Below are 19,665 nucleotides of genomic sequence, written 5' to 3'. Positions count from 1 at the left end.
CCGCTAACACCCACGTCAAACCAACGCTTCGCTCCATAGCCGCTCACACGCGACACCAACGTGTCACCACCAGAATATAATCCATCCATCCGATCAATACTCAACATACGTCCCCTCCTCACGTCGGGTCCTGAGACCAGTCACAATCTGCTGAATTCCTAGGCTTCAGGACTTAAAGAGGCCCGCCTTGAGAATTTGAAGTTGTGACAAGCAAACAATATGCCAGTTTACCTGCAACCAACTTGCTAGTCTTTACGGAACGCCTTTTAGGGGTAATTTGCGTCAGTTTTACAACTGACTATGCTTTATTTCTGCTCTGTTCTGCCCAAGTCGAATGCAGTTTGATAGGTCTCGGCGAGGCCTTCTCTCAGGGCACGGGCGCGGTTCCATCCCAATCCGTTTAATTTTGAGACATCGGACAATTTTCGGGCCGTGTCGTCCGGTTTTGATACATGAAATCGTAATTGGCCTTGAAAACCAACTGTCTCGCAAACAAGCTAGGCCAGTTCTTTAATCGTCACTTCTGCGCCCGAGCCAACATTGACGTGCTCTTCGTCGCTATTGACTTTGGCGAGATGGACAACCGCATCTGCCAAGTCGTCGACATAGAGAAACTCGCGCCTTGGACTTCCAGAGCCCCAAACAACGAGCTAGTCGGCACCGCCCAATTTTGCCTCATGCGCTTTGCGTAGAAGCGCTGGCAGAACATGGCTCGATTCGAGATCATAATTGTCGCCTGGACCATAGAGATTGGTTGGCTGGGCCGCGATGAAGTCGCAGCCATATTGACGACGATAGGCCTGACACAGCTTGATTCCGGCGATTTTGGCAATCGCATACTACTCGTTCGTTGGCTCCAATGGCCCGGTGAGGAGAGCGCTCTCTGGGACGTCATCGGCTCCCTCGCCACCATGTTCAAACTGCACAAATGCCTAAACTACTTAGCAAGCTACGACTATAATGCAGAATGATCGGAACATGCTCTAGAGTATCAACTGGTTCAATTTTCTTACCGGTTTCAAAAAGAATGCCAAATCAACCAGCCCCGTCTCCAACCAACGGCGCCTGGATTCTAACGACTCCAAGTTACCCTTGACGTATGCCGAGAGACTTCTTGTGCTATTGCCTCCGCCCTGCATATCTATGACAATCTCGTCCACGAGACCAATTGAACAACTATTCAATTCAATTGCTCTGAGCATCCAATCATAGTCAGCGGCAACTCGCATGTTCTTGTCAAACAGGCCGGTAGCATGAGCCACGCTTTTACGAACATAGAAGGTTGGATGTGCTGGCATCCAGCCAGCTTTAAAGCTCCCCTTGTGATAGTTCGTACCCTTCCATACTCTAGTTCGCTTTTTAGAAATGTGGCTCTCTACGAACTGAAGGTGGCCATGAGCCACATCATGCATTTTTAATTTGGTGGCGATGGCGGATAGACTTTTGGGTGTATGATAGCAATCGTCCGAGTTCAAGAATCCGACTGCATCGCCTTGGAAAACTTTCAGACCCTTATTCATCGCGTCATAAATTCCTTCATCAGGCTCGGACAATATAGTAATCAAGTCTGAGCGGAAAGAATTCACGATATCTAGAGTTTTATCCGTTGAACCTCCATCGATCAAATAAAGTTCCTTGTTATCATAGTCCTGATCGAGAAAGGATTGAATAGTTTCTCGGATAGTTCGCTCCGAATTGAAGCATACTGTAATCACTGAGATTTTCATAGCGGCGGTGCTCCAACTATTTTGAATTTGATAGAACTTGCCGATTCACCCAAGCATAGGTCTTCTCAAGTCCGTGGCGGAGAGGTTGACTTGGCTTCCAGCCTAGGACTTCTTCGATTAGTCGATTGTCGCTGTTTCGTCCGCGAACACCGGTAGGTCCATCAATATGATTTTTTTGGACAGATTTTTGCGCTATGTCGGCTACAATGTCTGTAAGCTCATTGATGGTTACCATCTCTTCAGAGCCGATGTTGACTGGCCCAGTCCAATCCGATCGCATCAAACGAATTGTTGCCTCTAGGCATTCGTCAATATACAAAAAGGACCGCGTCTGCTCGCCGTCTCCCCAAACTTCAATGTGTCCACCGTCTAAGGCTTGGGCTACTTTCCGACAAATTGCGGCAGGAGCCTTCTCCTTGCCATCGTTCCAACTACCTTCAGGTCCAAAGATGTTGTGATAGCGGGCAACTCGAGCCTCAATCCCTAAGTTGCGAGCAAAGGCCAAATAAAGTCGCTCAGAAAACAACTTCTCCCATCCATACTCACTATCTGGAGCAGCCGGATACGCTGAATCCTCTGAACACATCGGATTTTCTGGATCACGTTGATTGTATTCAGGATACATACATGCAGAGGACGAATAGAATATCCGCTTAATGTTGCGCTTCTGGCACGCTTCTAACACATTCAAATTTATCAGAGCTGAATTGTGCATTACTGCGGCATCATTCTCTCCGGTGAAGATGTAGCCTGCACCGCCCATGTCCGCGGCGAGCTGATAGACCTCATCGAAGCGCTGATCGATAATCTCACGTACAAATGACTGCTCGCGTAGATCCCCGACTGCAAAATCATCTGCGTCAGTGCTTGAGAACCTTGGGAATTTTAGGTCCACACCTCGAACCCACGCTCCTTCTAACTTGAGCCGGCGAACCAAATGGTGACCAATGAACCCACCAGCTCCGCATACCAGCACTTTTTTACCTTGCGTCATAATAATTCCCTTCGATGTTTAGCAGCTCATTAACAACAAACTGATTGAATTCATTGAAATCTGCTTGGCTTAGCTTCTGGCGGCTGCATTGTTTTTCAGTAACAATGCAGCCGCCAGATTACATAGTAAGCAAACTCAATTTTCGTTCCAGTTTGAGTTCTTTCAGCGACTAGTGAGCCTTGAGCTCTGGATGATAATGAGAGTTAATCCCTCAAACTGGCGCTCCGTCAGACAGAAGTGCATCGAAATAGACGATGGTTTTACCCAAGCCTTCGCGCAACTGCACGTTTGGTTCCCACCCGAGTTGGGCCTTTGCCTTCTCGATTACCGGGCGACGCTGCTTGGGGTCGTCTTGGGGTAGCGGGAATTCCACGATGCGCGATTTGGAGCCCGTCAATTCAATGACCAATTCTGCCAACTGACGAATAGTGAATTCACCAGGATTGCCCAGATTAATCGGACCAATGACGTCATCGCCTGTCGCCATCAGCTTCATAAAGCCCGAGACCAAATCATCGACGTAACAGAAGGAACGGGTCTGTTCGCCCGCCCCATAGACCGAAATATCCTGGTTTTGCAGGGCTTGGACGATGAAGTTTGAAACAACCCGGCCATCATTGGGATGCATGCGCGGTCCATAGGTATTGAAGATACGCGCGACCTTGATCCGCACTTTATGCTGGCGATTATAGTCGAAGAATAAGGTCTCGGCACAACGCTTGCCCTCGTCATAGCACGAGCGTGGCCCGATTGGGTTCACATTGCCCCAATATTCTTCGGGTTGAGGATGGACGCTGGGGTCGCCATAAACTTCCGAGGTAGAGGCTTGGAAGATTTTGGCACGGACCCGCTTGGCCAAGCCCAGCATGTTGATTGCACCATGCACGCTGGTTTTGGTCGTCTGGACCGGATCATGCTGGTAGTGGATGGGTGAAGCCGGGCAGGCGAGATTGTAGATCTCATCGACTTCCACAAACAACGGGAAGCACACATCATGGCGCATTAATTCAAAGCGCTTATGGCCAATCAAATGTTCAACGTTTCGACGGGTGCCGGTAAAGAAGTTATCCACGCAGATAACCTCGGCCCCCGCTTCCAACAGGCGCTCGCACAAGTGCGAGCCCAAAAAGCCTGCCCCGCCAGTGACCAGAACGCGTTTATTAGCATGATACATCGTGTAGTTCCTTAATGTTTGAAATCTGGCGAGAGTTCTCGGGTCTTCCTACACCAAAATAGCGAATTCCATATCTGTTCATTTCAGCGATGCTGAACATGTTCCTTAGGTCGACCACAATTGGAGCCGAAAGCATCGTTTTTAACTTGCCGAGTTCTATCGCTTTAAACGCGTCCCATTCGGTCAGGATCACCAACGCATCGGCGCCCTCAATGGCGTCAGTGGTGCTGGCGGCATAATCAATGTTTTTGAAGTGGCGCTGCGCCTCATGCATGCCTTCAGGATCAAAGGCCCGAATACGCGCGCCTTCGGCCTGTAGCGCTGGAAGGATCTCGAGTGACGGCGCGTCGCGCATATCATCTGTATTTGGTTTAAATGTTAGACCCAGAACCGCGATCGTTTTGCCTTGAACATCACCGCCCATAGCCTGAACAATTTTCTGCGCCATGGCCTGCTTGCGGGCATCATTGATGCGAACAGTTGTTTCAATCAGTTCAACTGGTGCCCCGGCGTCGCGGGCCGTCCTCATCAAGGCCAAAGTATCCTTCGGGAAACAAGACCCGCCATAGCCTGGCCCAGCTTGCAAGAAGCGCTTGCCAATCCGCTCGTCCAAGCCAATGCCCAGGGACACTTCTTGAACGTCAGCGTCGACCTGCTCGCACAGGTTCGCGATTTCATTGATGAAGGTGATCTTCATTGCAAGGAATGCGTTCGCCGCATACTTGGTGAGTTCCGAGGTCCGGCGCGATGTAAACAAAATCGGTGTTTCTTGTGCCATAAGGGGACGGTAGAGGTCCTGCATGATCTGGCGGGCGCGCGGATCGTCCGCACCTCCGATGACAACGCGATCTGGTTCCTGGAAGTCGCGTATCGCTGCGCCTTCGCGCAAGAATTCCGGATTGGAGACCACTGCGAATTCTGCGCTTGGTCGCCGCTTGCGAATGATGGCTTCGATTTCATCGCCAGTCCCAACAGGCACCGTGGACTTTGTCACGATGACGGTGAAGCCCTTGATCAAGTCCGCGATTTCTTCTGCTGCAGCATAGACATAGGACAGATCTGCATGACCGTCAGAGCTACGCGCGGGTGTGCCGACACCAATAAAGACAGCATCGGAGGCTGAGATTGCCTGCGCCGCGTCGACCGTAAAGTGCAGCCGACCTGCTTCAACATTGCGCGCGACCAAATGATCGAGCCCTGGCTCAAAGATGGGCATGACGCCTTGGTTCAACTGATCGATCTTGGTTGAATCCTTGTCAACACAAGTCACATCGTGACCAAAGTCCGCAAAACAGGAACCCGAAACAAGGCCTACATAGCCCGAACCAATCATCGTAACGCGCATTTACTCTACCTTTGACAAGTTCGGCGAATTCCACAGATAATCAAAAGTAAGAAATTCATCCGAAGCACTTGCTGACCGCCCCAATGTCCTGAAACGTGACGTCTATCCTTGAGGTAGCAATTTCAATGCCAGACTCTTACCTCAAGTTTATGACAACAGTAGCGCATTTTGACTAAGCCGATTTGATGAGGCGAAACCCGGGCTCGCCATTATTCATGAATCTCTCAAATTTATCTAATCGGCTTAAGCGGGCTGAAATACGCGCGGATTATATGAAGCTTTCTAGGGGGGGAAGTTGGGGATGGGCAAAGCAAAACCAAAGGGTCTGCGCGACACGACAGAAGCTCAAGCAATTGACTTGGAATCTGTCCATAAGCATGCGGAGATACAGGTGCAGGATGCGGTTCTGGTAACTGCTGAAAATGCTGCACGTTTTTCGCGAGATCCCGCTCATGTTCCTTCGCCCGTGCAAACCATTCAAGAGCGACTGGAAATGGAGTTTGCGGCGCAAATCCATGAAGATAGCGACTCTATGAGGGATTTGCGCCCTATTGGATTTGCCATCGCTGTGGTCTTCTCGCTCATCGCATGGACCCTGATCATCCAAGTCGTACGGATTGGCCTCTAAGTACTTCTCGTAGCGCCGACTAGGCTATTGCGGGTCTTTGAAGTCGCGATGGGGGAAATTGGGGCCGTAGGTGCGCTGTTCCATCGTTGCGGCTGGTCCTTTGGTCACCTGCTTTTTGCCGGCGGCGTCTTTGCTCATATCAAAGCTGTCATAGAGTTCGCCTGTCGCGGCATAGGCACGATATTGCAGCATGCCGCCGTTGATCTCGATGGTTTGGAAGAATTGTGTGCCTTCACCAAAGCGGTCCAGCCTTACGCCCGATGGGGCATATTCGTCCCATCGTGTGGATTTGAACTTATATTGTTTTGGGCCTGAAACCGAATTGACAAACATCATCGCAACATCTTCTGCACCACCAACAACTGCCCGCTCCGGCCGTTGCAGATCGGTTTCAGCAATGGTGCCACGGGCATAGGTATGATCATGGCCTTGCAGGATCAGATCGACCTTATGTTTGCTAAAGACCGGCAATAGAAGATTGCGCCGCGAGAGATTGTCCCGTCCTTGGCCGGACGAGAAAATCGGATGGTGCATGGTCACGATGCGCCATTTGGCCTTGGACTGAGTGAGGGCTTGGTCCAACCAAGCCGCTTGACTGGCCAAGTCTTCCGACGTGGTGTCCAGCACGAAGATGTCGAGGTCTGGTCCATAGGCGACCTTGTAAACGGTCTCGCGCAGGGTGGCAGGCAAGCTTTCTACCGAGTTCAAGCGGAATTGCGGTCGCCACATCGCAGAAAGAAGCCGGCGCTGGGCTGGCCCGACGCCAAAACTATCATACTCGTGGTTGCCTGAAACCGGGATGGCGGGGATCATGCCATGGATAAAGCCAACAGCCTTGAACCATTCTGCCCACTCAATGTCGCGAGAGCCGCGATTGACCAGATCACCTGCGTGAATGATGAAGCGCGCGTCCGGCATTTTTTGATAACCAGCGCGGATCAGTCGCGACCAATGCGACAGTACGCCATTTTGCGCGTCGCCGACATAGAGAAACTTGATCGGGCCTGACTTAGGCGCTGTGCGGATTTGGAACCATTCACTCCATTTACCATCGCCACCGCCGACGCGGTACGCATAAAGCGTATCTGGTTGCAGCCCGTCGAAGTTAATCGAGTGATAGGTGACAGGTGCCAGACCGGCATTCCATGTCATCTTTAGTTCTTGCCCTGCCGTTTTGATGGTCTCGAGATCGAGCGGCTCTGAATCCGCCGCTTTGCGGGTCGCGCCCAGATCAAAGCGGGCATCGGGCGTGGCTAGGACAATCTCTGCCACAGCTTGTGTAACGCTGCCATCGGTCCGCCATGTGACAGAAAAACTGGTGGTTGGGTCGGTTTCAAACGTCGTGATGATGCGGTCTGGCCAAATTGAGGCCTGTTGCCAAGGAGCAAGTGGGGCGAGGGCAGCATTATGATTTGGATGGGCGAGGGCAGGTGCTGCTAGGCTCAATATGGCCAAGACGCTGGCTGCCAAAAATTTCCGCTGTCCCATCCTGTACTCCCCTGAAGGCTAACCCGCCCGATTTGTTTGATTGCTAGGACTATCTCATGACGGGCTTGTGACGAACGACGCATAAGGTGTTGGACTTGTTGTCACCTTATTGTGAGGCATACTTTGCACCACCTCATTGTGGCTTGCCGCTGCCAGGGCTGCGGCGGACGGCAAAGATTGCGATAACGAGGGCGGTGCCCAGAAAAAACGAAGCCGTCAGGAACGGGGCCCCGGGCAAGCCCAATCCGCCGGGCAATTGTTTTGCGACGCCTAAGGCAAACAGGCTGGTATAAAGTGTTGGTGCGAAAATTCCCATCAAAGCCATGAGCGACGCAAGGCCACCCTGCAATTGGCCTTGTGCACTGGCTGAGACGCGCTGGGTCATCAGGCTCTGCACGGATGGGTTGAAGAGCGCCCACAAAGTCATCACGGGCATCGAGGCCCAAAACCATACAGGCGTCGGGGCTAAGCCATAAAGGGCAAAGCCGCTCATCCCAAAGAAAAGAGCGATCATGAGGGATCGCCGCTCACCCAAGCGTCCAACAACCCGCTGAACAATGAAAAGCTGTGCCAAAATCATCAAGGTGGAAGAGGCGGCCATGGTGGCGCCGGTTGTGATAGTGTCAAAATGGTAACGGTGCTCCGCATAAAGAACAAAGCTAGATGGGAACACATTCTGAGCCAACGCAAACAGGGCATAAACCGGGATAAGGGCGTAAAGCATGGGCTGGCCCTTAAACACAGCCAAGGCCCCAATCGGATTGGCTTTGCGCCATCTAAACGGGGTGCGATTCTCGAGCTTATGGGACTCAGGCAAGACGAAATACCCATAAGCCGCATTGATAAAGCACAAAGCGCCAGCGACATAGAGGGGTAATCGGACATCAATTGACCCCAAAAGGCCGCCCATGGCAGGGCCAAAAGTAAAGCCAACACCGAATGCCGCGCCCAGCATCCCAAACGCCTTCGCCCGCCCAGCAGGAGGTGTCACATCAGCCACATAGGCATTGGCTGCCGAAATATTGCCAGCCGTGGCGCCGGAAATCACGCGCGCGGCCAAAAATGCCAGAAAGGTGGGCGCAACAGCGGTGGCAAAATAGGAAACACCCAAGCCCACACAGGACATGAGAATAATGGGTCTGCGTCCAAACTGATCTGACAAAGCCCCCAAAATCGGTGACATGAAGAATTGCAGGAAGGCCCAAATTGTCATGGACCAGCCAAAAGCGTGGGCGGCAGACGTAACATCGGTAAAATAGGTCTCAACCAAGCGCGGCATGATCGGCACGATCAGGCCGATCGACAGCATATCGAGTACCACGGTCGCAAGAATAAAGATCATGGCACCGGGCCGGGCTGCAGGTGGCGTTGCCACTACTTGGCTTGATTGGTCTGTCACACGTGCCCCGGCTTTTCGATCACTCAAATGTTATCCGCTTTACTTAAAGGGTTATCAAGGCAGTGCACAGGGCAGAATGGAACTTCGCGCATCTTCTTCATTGCGGCTTCACTCGCAGCATCTTAGACTGACCGCATGATGGCCCGAACTTTTAGCTTGGCAGCTTTGGCTGTTGCAACTTCGACCTTGGCTGGTGCGCAAGAGCCGCTGGCCTATGTGCCGCCGCCCTTCACGTCCTCTGGCTCGGCTGAATTTGACGCCTGGCGCAGTGACTTTGCGACGCGTGCCGTCCTAATCAGCAAGAAACAGCCCGCCATCGTCGATGCTACTCTGGCCAATATCGCGCCCAATGGGGATGTGAAACGGCTGAATGAAAGCCAACCCGAATTTGTCCGCCCGATTTGGACCTACATGGCTGGAGCCGTATCTCAGAACCGGATTGAGCAGGGCCGTTCTGCCTATGCCGCGCGCAAGGACGCGTTGGCCCCCCTTGTGGAGCGCACGGGTGTGCCGCTCGAGTTTGCGATCGCCATTTGGGGCTTAGAAAGCAGTTTTGGCGGCAATAAAGGCTCCTCGGATGTGGTTCGCTCGCTAGCAACTTTGGCTTACACCGGTCGACGTACTGCCTTGGGTGAATCCGAATTGCTGGCAGTTTTTGACATTCTAGAGCGCGGAGAAGCGACACGCAGCGATCTTATCGGCTCGTGGGCGGGTGCTATGGGTCACACTCAATTCATGCCGAGCTCTTTCCTAAGCCGCGCGATTGACGGTGATGGCGATGGCAAACGCGATATCTGGTCCAACCCAATCGACGCTTTGGCCTCCACGCAAAACTATCTGGAGCGCGCCGGATGGCAAGCAGGAGAGCGTTGGGGCGTAGAAGCCACGGTGCCAGCAGATTTTGATTGGAGCCTTGCTGACGGTGTTCGCCGGCCACTGTCGTTTTGGAAGGCGTTGGGCGTCAATCCAATTGTGACCGAGTTGCCGGAAGGCCAAACCGCCTCAGTTGACACGGATACGTGGCAAGTCCGGCTTTTAGCACCCGCTGGCGCGCGTGGCGCGGCGTTTCTGGTGGGCGTCAATTATGGCGCGATCCGGGCCTATAATGCGGCCGATGCCTACGCCTTGTCAGTCGCGCTTTTGGCCGATCAAATCGCTGGACGTGGCCGAATGCCGACCCGTTGGCCGACCGATGACCCGCCCATCGGTCGGGTAGGGGCGACCGAGTTACAGAATTTGCTCAACGGTCTGGGCTTTGATGTCGGCATACCCGATGGTCAAGCCGGTCCGCGCACGCGGGCGGCTTTGCAGGCCTATCAGAAAAGCCGCGGGAAAGTTGCCGATGGCTATGCGTCGGTCAGCGCTTTGGCCGCCATCCGAGCCGAAGTGCAGGCCAGCCAGCCCCCGGCTGCAACATCGGTTTCGACCCCCAGCACGATTGTGCCGCCGCCACCATCTGCGGCCGACCCCAATTACAAAGGTCCGCCGCCTGTGAAGATGACATGGTAGGCTATTTCCCAAACAAAAGAAAACGGCGGAGCAGAAACCAGCGCCGCCGCCTTGCAATCCCCCGATTGCCCCACTATCTGTGCCGGGCCTAGCCCGGGCAAACGCTAATGGGGTTGGTTCTAGAAGAGCTTTCCGAGCCTAGTTCAGGCGCAGTTCAGCAAAAAGTGAGACGATTCTAGGACTATCTTTGAGTCAGAATTCTATTCGTCGCTTAGGACTACAAAAATGCCAGCTTCGACGGACTGAATCGATTCAAGTTCGGGAAAATGTCTGGCAAGATGGAATCCGGCACACCCAACCAACTTGCTAGAGTCGCACAATATTGCTGATTACTGATCGTCGGAATTGCAGTAGGCGAGTTGCCAATATCGAGGATGTCGTTTCCATTGATAGCCATATCCATCAGCGATCCATAAATGTCCCCGCCTTTCACCGCACCGCCCACCACAAAGCTCCCCCCGCCCCAACCATGGTCGGTTCCACTGCCGTTTGAACGAATGGACCGACCAAATTCGGTAGTCGTGAAAAGAGTTACGTTGTTTGAGAGGCCCATGGCTGCCATCGTGTCATAGAAATAGCCAATCGCCGCATCCATGCGGATGAAGTTTCGTCCATCCAAGTCGAGCACTTGATTGCCATGCGTGTCAAAGTTCCGCATATTGATGAAGAAGACTTGGCGGTTGACGCGCAGAACATTACGCGCAGAAATACATCTCGCGACGGTTCTAAGTGCGGCTGCAATATCATTGTCGGCCCAAGCGGTGCGGAAGTTTGGTAAAGAAGAATTGGTCGGTAGCGGCGCAAGGTTTCTTGTCGCATTAAATGCATCGTTGAGTTGACGATAAGATTCCATAATCCGACGATTCACTTCCGCATAATCTTGGCCCATAGCGGTGGGCAGGGTTTGACGCTGCATCAAGGCATTCAGTTCTGCGGTAGCTACAGTCGAACCAAAGACTGTACCGCTAAGCCCGGCAATATTGGAAGCCTGACCATTGATGTCTGCTTTAATGAGGTCAATTGTGCGACCTGTGCTGAACGCGTTGTTGAGTGGCCCAACGCCCATACTGGCGAACAAATTGTCCTGATTCATGGAAGCTAGGACGTCCATGGCCAACCCGCCCCAGCCATAGCGCGTACCATCGTCGCCAAAAGTATGGATTTGGGCGTCCCCATTGTTGTGCGACCCGGCAGCTGAAGGCAGGCGTGCAGTATAGTTCGCGTATTCATTCTTGGTCGCTGGCGCATTCATGCCGCCGTGGCCATAAACGATGGCCATCTTTCCCTGGTCATAGATTTGGCGCATCCGGGGCAACATCGGATGAAGGGCTGCCGTGCGACCACCTTGAGATGACCGAGTTGCCAACGACCGAAGATTGCTGCGGTTGGGCAAACTGATGCCAGGACGAAGGGCGCGTAAAGCTTCGTAATTAGTCGGATCAGATGGAAGGATGGCGTGAAGATGATCGAGGCCGCCATCCAAGTAAAGGCAAACCAAAGCCTTGTAGTCGTTACCAGCGGCTGATGCAGTCGACGCTGCCATTTGGAGAGCCAGCGGTGAGAATCCACCAGCTAATGCGGCTCCACCTAAGAAGTGACGGCGGTTGATCCCTGTTGCGCTGAGGTCAATAGACATAACTTTGCTCGTTTCTTTTTCTTCTATCGTTGGACACGATATTCAGGGGTCAACATCGTCAACATGATTGCGATTTTGATCCGATCAATGCGGTTTGCTTGGGTCGCTGCGGGGATACTATTGATCGAACGGACTAAAGCGGGCCGGAGATCTGTCCAATTAGCGCCCGGGGCGAGCAGCAGAAGAACTTTATCAGCCAATTGCTCGGCATTCGCGCTCTCGGCCCAAAACTCGTCATAAGCAAAGCTGTTCTGGCGTTTCGCAGCATTTGCACAACCTGTGCCACCACGTTGAAGTGTTTGCTGAACAAAACGAGACCAATCAAGCGTGGTGCTGGTATCGGTGATCTGCATTTCAGGCGCGACCATATTCTGCGCTGCCACTTTGCCAGAAGGAGCAGCGAAGGTTGGGCGATAGTAGTTAAATACCGTAGCAGAGTTGTAAGGACGTTCCAATTCCGAGACGATATTGTGATGAACGCGGCAGCCAGAGCTTCCCGCCCAGACATTTCCCTTTCCATCGTTCGCGTTCAAAACACGATTGAGCTGAGCAATAGCAAGTATCGGTTCGCGAATTTTTCCAAACTCGTAGGGGGTTTGGACGGCAGGCGTTCGCGCCTCGGGGTCTAATAGAATTTGTTTTACGATAGCTTTGAAGTCACCCCGGACGCCTTTGCCATTTTTGGCGAAAGCAGCCGCGACACGGGCAACATAGGCTGGACTGGGGTTGCTTGTGGTGAAGCGTTGGATAAGCAATTTGCTGATGAACGGGGCTGTGTTGGGGTGGTTCGCTAAAGTGTCAAGTGCGATGCCAATATTCTTGCGCCCATTATCTTGCAGAATCCGGGCCGAGCTCCACTTTGAGATGGCCGGGATTGTAACTCCCAAAAAGGAATGCTGGCGCGTAGAGGCATAGGGCCAAACAGAAAGCTCGCATCGCCAAAGTAATTTCATGTCATTAGTTGCCGGCAAAAGTCTTCCAGCATCGTCACGGCAGGTCCCAACACGGTCACCGCCGCTCTGCAGATTCAAGCCCGTAAATACATACGAGAGGCCCGTAACATCGGCTTGAGAATATGTTGGAATACGTTGACCCGACGCGTCGAATTTTAGTGTCCCATCCGCGTTTAACTGCCAAAGTCCGATGGAGAACAATTGCATAATTTCGCGAGCATAGTTTTGGTCTGGAATACGCCCGTCTCTGTCGGAGTTCTCCCGGTAATCCAAGAACTGGGCCATAACTGGACTAAAGGTCATAAGTTGGAGCATTTCCCGATAAGTGCCAAAGCCACCATCAGCAGTTGTGTCCATCCACAAGATGATATTGCCGCCTACTTTTGCGCGGCTGACCACAAAAATTTGCGACAAGGCCCATGCTGTGCGAAGCCGCAATTGATCTGGTTGATTTTTGGCTAAAGTGTACCAAGCCGCGCTTTCGCGGTCCGAATTCCCATCTGCAAAATCTACTGGGTTCAAGCGCGGGCCATCGGTCTTTATCCATTTTGCGTAGGTTTGCTGTCGGGGAAGTGCGAACTGCTCATCAATCCAAGCCGAATAGCCCATGGACATCAGGCGATCGACTTCCACGGATGTTGCCCCAAAGGTTGCTTGATTCAAAAACCGCGCTGCTTCAACGCGGCTTTCTGGCTTGTCAGCAATGAGTGGAGTTTGCGTTGCAGACAATGTGGACGGGGTTGCCTCTATACCTTGAGCGGCGGCGGAAGTGCTCAACCCAGCGTCAAGAATTGGCACGGCGATTTCCGATTCGCAGCTTGCAGTGAGGATGGTGGCGGCCACCAAAGCACATAAGGTCATTTGCTTGCGATTTGTCATTTTATTGCCTAACCCACTTGGCTCTCTTGGATTCACCATACCAAAGCAGTGATACCGATTGCCTAATCTTCGTGGTTAAATTGCGGTAAAAGAATGCGCGCAGGCCAATGGTGAAAGGAGTTCGGCAGATTGTTCATTAATTTAATATTTAAAATCAATAGGTTGAGCTCTGAAGACTGCCGAGGTTACTAAAGGACTCTGCCTTGGTTACCTTTGTGGGTTGGCTGCTAAGTCGGCGGTCAGGATCGTTTTCTGTGGCACCAATACGAACAGGTCTGGCGAAAGCCAGGACAATTAAGGGCTGAACTAACAGCGGCTGAGTAGCAATGTATGGATGCTTGTGGTCGCATTTACGAGCAGCTTGCCCTGCTCTCATGCGCTTAAGTTTTATGGGCCGAGGCCGCTTCGCGCCGTGTCAATTAATTCACTTGGGATCGAGATTTTCAGCCAAGATCGCCATCAGGCATTGAGGCGGCTGCAAGCAAACAACTACCGCCAGTCAATCCGACTTGGTTGGTTAGGTCCTGCGCAAAAGAAAACGGCGACGCAGAAATCTGCGCCGCCGCCTTGCAATCCCCCGATTGCCCCTTGATCTGAGCCGGGACTAACCCGGCCGCAGGATCAATAGCGATAGGTGTCTGGCTTGAATGGGCCGGTTTCTGGGACGCTGATATAGTCCGACTGGGCCTTGGTCAGTTTCGTCAGCTTGGCACCAACTTTCTCGAGGTGCAATATCGCGACCTTTTCGTCGAGGTGCTTTGGCAACACATAGACTTGGTTCTCATACTTATCGCGGTTGGTGTGCAACTCGATTTGAGCCAAGGTTTGGTTGGTAAACGATGCCGACATCACGAAGCTTGGGTGACCGGTGCCATTGCCCAGATTGACCAAGCGGCCTTCTGACAAGACGATGATGCGCTTGCCGTCTGGGAATTCGACTTCATCGACCTGTGGCTTTACGTTGTGCCACTTGTAGTTTCGAAGGGCTGCGACTTGGATTTCGCTGTCGAAGTGGCCGATGTTGCAGACAATGGCGCGATCTTTCATCGCGCGCATGTGGTCGAGCGTCAGAACGTCGAGGTTACCGGTGGCGGTCACGAAAATGTCTGCACGAGGTGCGGCATCTTCCATGGTGACGACTTCATAGCCTTCCATCGCGGCTTGCAGCGCGCAGATGGGGTCGATTTCAGAAATCATCACGCGGCAACCGGCGTTGCGAAGTGAAGCGGCAGAGCCTTTGCCCACGTCACCAAAGCCTGCAACCATGGCGACTTTACCGGCCATCATCACGTCTGTGCCACGGCGGATGCCGTCGACCAAAGATTCCTTACAGCCATAGAGGTTGTCGAATTTCGACTTGGTCACGCTGTCGTTCACATTGATGCCTGGGAATGGCAGATCGCCACGCTCAGCCATTTGATACAGACGGTGCACACCCGTGGTGGTTTCTTCCGACACGCCCTTGATGGCATCGCGGATCGCCGAATAGAAGCCTGGCTTTTCGACCAAATAGCGCTTCATCACAGTGTAGAGCGCTTCTTCTTCTTCGTTTTGTGGGTTGTTCAAGATGCTGGGATCTTTTTCAGCCTTGGGGCCCAAAACGCACAACAAGGTTGCATCGCCACCATCGTCCAGGATCAGGTTTGGATAGCCGCCATCGGACCATTCAAAGATTTTGTGGACATAGTCCCAATACTCAAGAAGCGTTTCGCCTTTGATCGCGAAAACCGGCACGCCAGCAGCAGCAATCGCGGCGGCAGCTTGATCTTGGGTCGAGTAGATGTTGCAAGAAGACCAGCGAACGTCAGCACCCAAAGCGGTCAAGGTCTCGATCAAGACGCCGGTTTGGATCGTCATGTGCAGGCAACCAGCGATGCGGGCGCCTTTCAAAACCTTACCTGGGCCGAATTCAGCACGCGTTGCCATCAAGCCAGGCATTTCGGTTTCAGCAATTGCCAATTCCTTGCGGCCCCAGTCAGCCAAGCCGATGTCGGCCACGATATAGTCAGTCATGAAGTGTCCTCGAAGAGTCGATGCCTGCGCCAGCGACCTTCGCGCACAGGGCCTAAGAAGGCGGCTTCTAACCGAGGCTTCGACAAAAGGCAAGGAAAGATATAAACATGTCTTTATATGATTGCAGATGGACGTGGGTTTGGGTGCTGCCCATCGGGCTTAGACTCAGTCCAATCCCTTGTTTTTTGCGCGCTCTTAGATTAGATCGCGCCTCCCATCTGATCGTCCGGCGAAACGGCATGCCGTGGCGGTTATTTTAGCTGACTTGAATTCTTTATGAAAACAAGTCCGTGCATCATAGCACAGGAGAGCGAAATGCCGAAACTGAAGACTAAGAGTGGCGTCAAAAAGCGCTTCAAGATCACGGCTACCGGCAAAGTTATGCATGGTGTTGTGGGCAAGCGTCACCGTTTGATGTCGCACAAATCCAAATATATCCGTCAAAACCGTGGAACGTCGGTGCTCGCTACAGGCGATGCAATTCGCGTGAAACTTTGGACGCCCTACGGGCTGTAAGGATATAGACAATGGCACGTATTAAAGCAGGGCAACAAACCCGCGCCCGTCGGAAGAACATCCTGGCAGCCGCTAAAGGCTTCCAAGGCCGCCGGAAGAACACCATCCGCACCGCGACCGCCGCCGTATGGCGCGCTGGTCAATATGCCTACCGCGACCGCAAGGCCAAGAAGCGCAACTTCCGCGCTTTGTGGATCCAGCGCATCAACGCAGCAGCCCGTCAGCATGACATGACCTATTCGGTCTTCATCAACGGCTTGTTGAAAGCAGGCATCCAAGTCGACCGCAAAGTGTTGAGCGATATCGCGATCCGCGAACCCGCCGCCTTCGCAGCTGTGGTTGAAAAGGCAAAGGCCGCACTCGCGGCTTAAGTTTCAACCCAATTGACATGACTTGAAAACGGCCCTGAGGTATCTCGGGGCCGTTTTTGTTTGGGCTACTTTGCAAAAGCACCGAAAAACTGCGCCTGCATCGGGGGACAAGTGCATGCCGACCATTCAAGCCAATGGCATTGAGCTTTATTATGAAGAACGGGGCGAGGCCTCGGGCGTGCCGCTATTGCTGGTTATGGGGCTGGGGCGGCAATTGATCGCGTGGCCGGAAGACTTCATGGCAGAGCTGGTGGCTGCCGGGCATCGCGTAATCTTGTTTGATAATCGCGACGTGGGCCTATCCACGCATTTACATGATGCCCAAGTGGCAAGCCCCGTGCGCGCAATTGCGGGGCTTTTGTTCGGGATCGGCTTTAAGACTGCCTATCACGTCAAGGATATGGCCCAAGATGGGGTGGCGCTGTTGGATTATCTAGGAATCGATGCCGCCCATGTTGTCGGGGTCTCTATGGGTGGGATGATTGCGCAAAACATGGCGATCCATCACCCAACTCGGGTGCGCAGTTTGATCTCCGTGATGTCGACCAGCGGTGCACGCGGCTTGCCCAGTGCCCCGGCCAAACTGCGCCAACGCCTGACGGCACGCCGGAGCAAGGCACCAAACCGCGATGAAGCGATCGAGATTGGTCGGCGAACACTAGAGTTGATCTCTTACCCCGATCCCGCGCGAGCGCCCGACGCCTTTGTCAATCATTCGACCGCTGCCTATGATCGCGCTTATGATCCCAAAGGCACGCTGCGCCAGCTGATTGCCATTCTGGCTGACGGGGCGCGTGCCGAAAAGCTGGGGTCAATCCAAGCGCCCACCTTGGTCATCCATGGCAAGCAGGATGAATTGGTACCACTGGCATGCGGGGTCGACACCGCGCGGCGCATTCAAGGCGCAAAGCTAGAGGTCATCGACCAAATGGCCCATGACCTCCCACCGTCAAAGACCAAGCACATGGCTGATCTGATCATCAGCCATGCGCAAAGTGTAGAATAAGGTCTGGCGAAGGCGGCTTAATTGCCGCTGGTGCCGTCCGCGAGGCCGCGCATTTCCAGAAGAGCTTTTGGATCTGGATCGCGGCCGCGGTATTGGCGGTAAGCTTCTGCCGGATCACGCGCATTGCCAGCGCTATAGACATAGGTGCGCAGGCGCTTGGCGACATCTTTGTTGAAGATATCGCCTGTCTCGGTAAAGGCGCGGAAGCCATCGGCGTCGAGAACTTCCGACCACATGTAGGAGTAATAGCCAGCCGAATAACCGCCCGAGAAGATATGGCCGAAGTGGGTTGGCCGGTGGCGCATTACGATCTCCTGCGGCATGCCGATCCGGGCGAGGCTTGCCTTTTCAAAGGCACCCATATCAAAGCCCTTGGGCAGATCCGGTTGGCTGTGCACGTCCATATCGACCAAGGCAGAAGATAAAAACTCAACCGTGGCAAAGCCTTGATCATGGTTGCGCGCAGCCATCACTTTGTCCAAAAGCTCCTTAGGCATGGCAGCACCTGTGTCGCTATGGCGGGCAAAACGCTCCAACACTTGGCGCTGGCCTAGCCAGTGCTCATAGATTTGGGCAGGGAATTCCACAAAGTCGCGCGACACGGCGGTGCCTGCGAGGCTCGGATAGGCGACATTGGACAATAAGCCATGCAGGCCGTGGCCAAATTCGTGGAACAAGGTCTCGGCGTCATCATAGGACAATAGGGTCGGCTTGCCCGCGGGGGCTTTTGTGTAATTCAACACGTTCACGACCATGGGCTTCAGATTGCCGTTAACCCGGTCCTGGCCTTGATAGCTGGACATCCAAGCCCCGCCTTGCTTGCTCTCGCGCGAGAAGAAGTCGCCATAGAACAGGCCGATATGGCGGCCGTCACCCTCCATCACTTTCCACACCCGCACATCGGGATGATAGACGGGGACGGTACCGGTGATTTCTTTAAACTTCAGGCCAAACAATTGGTTGGCGACCCAGAATTGCGCGTCCAACATGGCGTCGAGCGAGAAATAGGGCTTCACTTCATCTTCGTTCAGATTGTATTTCGCCCGCCGCTTTTGCTCGGCATAGAAGCGCCAATCCCACGGCTCCAGCTTGTCACCCGTAAAGCCTTGCGACTTGGCCAGCACCAGATATTCGGCGGCATCGCGCGTCACGGCTGCTTTGGCAGGCTCCCACACGCCGTTCAGCAAGGCGCTGACATTGGCCGGGGTTTTGGCCATGGTGTCATCCAAGGTGAAAGCGGCATGATGCGCATAGCCCAAAATCGCGGCGCGCTCTTGGCGAAGGGTGACAATCTCGCTGGCGGTCGCCTTGGTGTCTTCGGCATCGTTATTATCACCCCGCAGCACCCAGCCGCGCCAAGCCTTCTCCCGCATGGCGCGATTGGTCGAGAGCTCTAAGAAGGGCTCCACGCTTGAGCGGTTCAAGGTCACCACATATTTGCCAGGCGTTCCCCGCGCGCGGCCGGCTTCCAAAGCGGCATCGAGGAAGAATTGTGTTAGGCCGGCGCGGTCGGCCTCGGTCTCCAGAACCAGCGCGAACTGGTTGGTGTCCGCCAAGACTTTTTGGCTGAAATTGGTGCTGAGGCTCGACAGACGTTGATTGATTTCCGAGACGCGGGCCTTCTGCTCTGAGTTGAGTTTGGCACCAGAACGAACAAAGCCTTGATAGACGCGTTCAACCAGGCGGCGCTGCTCAGGGGTGCGCAGGGATGCGCGCTTGTCATAAACCGCTTGAACCCGGGCAAATAGCTTTGGATTAAGGCGGATCGAATCCGAATGGGCGGCCATTGCGGGGCCCATCTCGCGCTGAATGGCGCGGATTGGCGCGCTGGAATTGGCTGAGGTCATATTGAAGAAGACCGCCGAAACATCATCAAGGAACAGGCCAGTCTTTTCCATCGCGAGAATGGTATTGTCGAATGTGGGGGCCGTTTTCGCATTGGCAATGGCCTCAATCTCAGCCCTTTGTTGGCGCATCCCTTCATAAAAGGCCGGCCGGAAATGTTCCGGGCGAATCCGGTCAAAAGC

Annotated in this window: 16 protein-coding genes and 1 pseudogene; 6 read left to right on the top strand and 11 right to left on the bottom strand. The window is 53.5% G+C overall.

Going from position 1 to position 19,665, the window contains the following annotated elements; genetic code table 11:
• Positions 1-497 precede the first annotated feature (497 nt).
• Positions 498-809: pseudogene (locus ACIQ20_RS12500) on the bottom strand (NAD-dependent epimerase/dehydratase family protein).
• On the opposite strand from ACIQ20_RS12500, the gene ACIQ20_RS12495 reads away from it, so the two are divergent.
• On the top strand, positions 708-971 hold the full coding sequence (locus ACIQ20_RS12495; protein WP_395780766.1) for a hypothetical protein: 264 nt from the start codon (positions 708-710) through the stop codon (positions 969-971). The pseudogene ACIQ20_RS12500 and the gene ACIQ20_RS12495 sit on opposite strands and share 102 nt — an antisense overlap.
• Before the next feature lie 12 nt (positions 972-983).
• On the opposite strand, the gene ACIQ20_RS12490 is transcribed toward ACIQ20_RS12495, so the two are convergent.
• The 4 genes from ACIQ20_RS12490 to ACIQ20_RS12475 form a co-directional block, all read right to left on the bottom strand.
• A complete protein-coding gene (locus ACIQ20_RS12490) occupies positions 984-1,727 on the bottom strand; it encodes a glycosyltransferase family 2 protein (RefSeq protein ID WP_395780764.1) in 744 nt (247 codons plus the stop codon).
• A gap of 16 nt (positions 1,728-1,743) precedes the next feature.
• Positions 1,744-2,721, bottom strand: coding sequence for an NAD-dependent epimerase/dehydratase family protein (locus ACIQ20_RS12485; protein ID WP_395780762.1), 978 nt, complete (start codon positions 2,719-2,721; stop codon positions 1,744-1,746).
• 211 nt (positions 2,722-2,932) lie between these two features.
• Positions 2,933-3,895: a UDP-glucuronic acid decarboxylase family protein gene (locus ACIQ20_RS12480; protein ID WP_395780760.1), complete on the bottom strand. Its 963-nt coding sequence runs from the start codon at positions 3,893-3,895 to the stop codon at positions 2,933-2,935.
• Positions 3,882-5,240: a UDP-glucose dehydrogenase family protein gene (locus tag ACIQ20_RS12475; protein WP_395780758.1), complete on the bottom strand. Its 1,359-nt coding sequence runs from the start codon at positions 5,238-5,240 to the stop codon at positions 3,882-3,884. Before ACIQ20_RS12475 ends, ACIQ20_RS12480 begins: the two co-directional genes overlap by 14 nt.
• Positions 5,241-5,541: 301 nt before the next feature.
• Here ACIQ20_RS12475 and ACIQ20_RS12470 point away from each other — a divergent pair, with 301 nt between their 5' ends.
• Complete coding sequence (locus tag ACIQ20_RS12470) at positions 5,542-5,868, top strand: hypothetical protein (protein WP_395780756.1); 327 nt, start codon at positions 5,542-5,544, stop codon at positions 5,866-5,868.
• 24 nt (positions 5,869-5,892) lie between these two features.
• Here ACIQ20_RS12470 and ACIQ20_RS12465 read toward each other — a convergent pair whose 3' ends face one another.
• Together ACIQ20_RS12465 and ACIQ20_RS12460 are read right to left on the bottom strand one after the other, a co-directional pair.
• On the bottom strand, positions 5,893-7,356 hold the full coding sequence (locus tag ACIQ20_RS12465; protein ID WP_395780754.1) for a metallophosphoesterase: 1,464 nt from the start codon (positions 7,354-7,356) through the stop codon (positions 5,893-5,895).
• Between the two features lie 133 nt (positions 7,357-7,489).
• Complete coding sequence (locus ACIQ20_RS12460) at positions 7,490-8,782, bottom strand: TCR/Tet family MFS transporter (protein ID WP_395780752.1); 1,293 nt, start codon at positions 8,780-8,782, stop codon at positions 7,490-7,492.
• A gap of 108 nt (positions 8,783-8,890) precedes the next feature.
• Between ACIQ20_RS12460 and ACIQ20_RS12455 the strand changes: the two genes are divergently transcribed.
• Positions 8,891-10,264 carry a lytic murein transglycosylase gene (locus ACIQ20_RS12455; protein ID WP_395780750.1) on the top strand — a complete coding sequence of 458 codons (1,374 nt, stop codon included), beginning with the start codon at positions 8,891-8,893 and terminating at the stop codon, positions 10,262-10,264.
• Between the two features lie 217 nt (positions 10,265-10,481).
• Here the strand turns inward: ACIQ20_RS12455 and ACIQ20_RS12450 are convergent, their stop codons facing one another.
• The 3 genes from ACIQ20_RS12450 to ahcY all read right to left on the bottom strand — a co-directional run bounded on the left by ACIQ20_RS12450 (position 10,482) and on the right by ahcY (position 15,745).
• Entirely contained in the window at positions 10,482-11,900 is a 1,419-nt protein-coding gene (locus ACIQ20_RS12450) for a DUF1501 domain-containing protein (RefSeq protein WP_395780748.1), read from the bottom strand.
• A 23-nt stretch (positions 11,901-11,923) separates the two neighbouring features.
• Entirely contained in the window at positions 11,924-13,732 is a 1,809-nt protein-coding gene (locus ACIQ20_RS12445) for a DUF1800 family protein (protein WP_395780746.1), read from the bottom strand.
• 621 nt (positions 13,733-14,353) lie between these two features.
• Positions 14,354-15,745, bottom strand: a complete 1,392-nt coding sequence (gene ahcY, locus ACIQ20_RS12440) for an adenosylhomocysteinase (protein ID WP_395780744.1) — start codon at positions 15,743-15,745, stop codon at positions 14,354-14,356.
• Positions 15,746-16,060: 315 nt separating this feature from the next.
• Between ahcY and rpmI the strand changes: the two genes are divergently transcribed.
• From rpmI to ACIQ20_RS12425, 3 genes are all read left to right on the top strand, one after another.
• The gene (gene rpmI, locus ACIQ20_RS12435; RefSeq protein ID WP_290808298.1) at positions 16,061-16,261 is read left to right on the top strand and encodes a 50S ribosomal protein L35; all 201 of its coding nucleotides are present in this window, start codon (positions 16,061-16,063) and stop codon (positions 16,259-16,261) included.
• An 11-nt stretch (positions 16,262-16,272) separates the two neighbouring features.
• The gene (rplT, locus tag ACIQ20_RS12430) at positions 16,273-16,632 is read left to right on the top strand and encodes a 50S ribosomal protein L20 (protein WP_395780741.1); all 360 of its coding nucleotides are present in this window, start codon (positions 16,273-16,275) and stop codon (positions 16,630-16,632) included.
• A gap of 115 nt (positions 16,633-16,747) precedes the next feature.
• A complete protein-coding gene (locus tag ACIQ20_RS12425) occupies positions 16,748-17,638 on the top strand; it encodes an alpha/beta fold hydrolase (protein ID WP_395780739.1) in 891 nt (296 codons plus the stop codon).
• A 17-nt stretch (positions 17,639-17,655) separates the two neighbouring features.
• Here ACIQ20_RS12425 and ACIQ20_RS12420 read toward each other — a convergent pair.
• Positions 17,656-19,665: M3 family metallopeptidase (locus tag ACIQ20_RS12420; RefSeq protein ID WP_395780737.1), on the bottom strand; the 2,010-nt coding region annotated here is incomplete at its 5' end.

The sequence above is a fragment of the Aquidulcibacter sp. genome, assembly GCF_044346625.1.
Lineage (GTDB): Bacteria > Pseudomonadota > Alphaproteobacteria > Caulobacterales > Aquidulcibacteraceae > Aquidulcibacter.
The sequence above is the reverse complement of the archived record's forward strand: the minus strand, read 5'-3'. Positions and strand labels throughout refer to the sequence as shown.

Excerpts from the sequence above, each read along its gene's own strand:
- ACIQ20_RS12445 (WP_395780746.1), bottom strand. The coding sequence starts at position 13,732 with ATGACAAATCGCAAGCAAATGACCTTATGTGCTTTGGTGGCCGCCACC.
- ACIQ20_RS12495 (WP_395780766.1), top strand. The coding sequence starts at position 708 with ATGGCTCGATTCGAGATCATAATTGTCGCCTGGACCATAGAGATTGGT.
- ACIQ20_RS12480 (WP_395780760.1), bottom strand. The coding sequence starts at position 3,895 with ATGTATCATGCTAATAAACGCGTTCTGGTCACTGGCGGGGCAGGCTTT.
- ACIQ20_RS12490 (WP_395780764.1), bottom strand. The coding sequence starts at position 1,727 with ATGAAAATCTCAGTGATTACAGTATGCTTCAATTCGGAGCGAACTATC.
- ACIQ20_RS12450 (WP_395780748.1), bottom strand. The coding sequence starts at position 11,900 with ATGTCTATTGACCTCAGCGCAACAGGGATCAACCGCCGTCACTTCTTA.
- ACIQ20_RS12470 (WP_395780756.1), top strand. The coding sequence starts at position 5,542 with ATGGGCAAAGCAAAACCAAAGGGTCTGCGCGACACGACAGAAGCTCAA.
- ACIQ20_RS12485 (WP_395780762.1), bottom strand. The coding sequence starts at position 2,721 with ATGACGCAAGGTAAAAAAGTGCTGGTATGCGGAGCTGGTGGGTTCATT.
- ACIQ20_RS12425 (WP_395780739.1), top strand. The coding sequence starts at position 16,748 with ATGCCGACCATTCAAGCCAATGGCATTGAGCTTTATTATGAAGAACGG.
- ACIQ20_RS12465 (WP_395780754.1), bottom strand. The coding sequence starts at position 7,356 with ATGGGACAGCGGAAATTTTTGGCAGCCAGCGTCTTGGCCATATTGAGC.
- rpmI (WP_290808298.1), top strand. The coding sequence starts at position 16,061 with ATGCCGAAACTGAAGACTAAGAGTGGCGTCAAAAAGCGCTTCAAGATC.
- ACIQ20_RS12455 (WP_395780750.1), top strand. The coding sequence starts at position 8,891 with ATGATGGCCCGAACTTTTAGCTTGGCAGCTTTGGCTGTTGCAACTTCG.
- ahcY (WP_395780744.1), bottom strand. The coding sequence starts at position 15,745 with ATGACTGACTATATCGTGGCCGACATCGGCTTGGCTGACTGGGGCCGC.
- ACIQ20_RS12475 (WP_395780758.1), bottom strand. The coding sequence starts at position 5,240 with ATGCGCGTTACGATGATTGGTTCGGGCTATGTAGGCCTTGTTTCGGGT.
- rplT (WP_395780741.1), top strand. The coding sequence starts at position 16,273 with ATGGCACGTATTAAAGCAGGGCAACAAACCCGCGCCCGTCGGAAGAAC.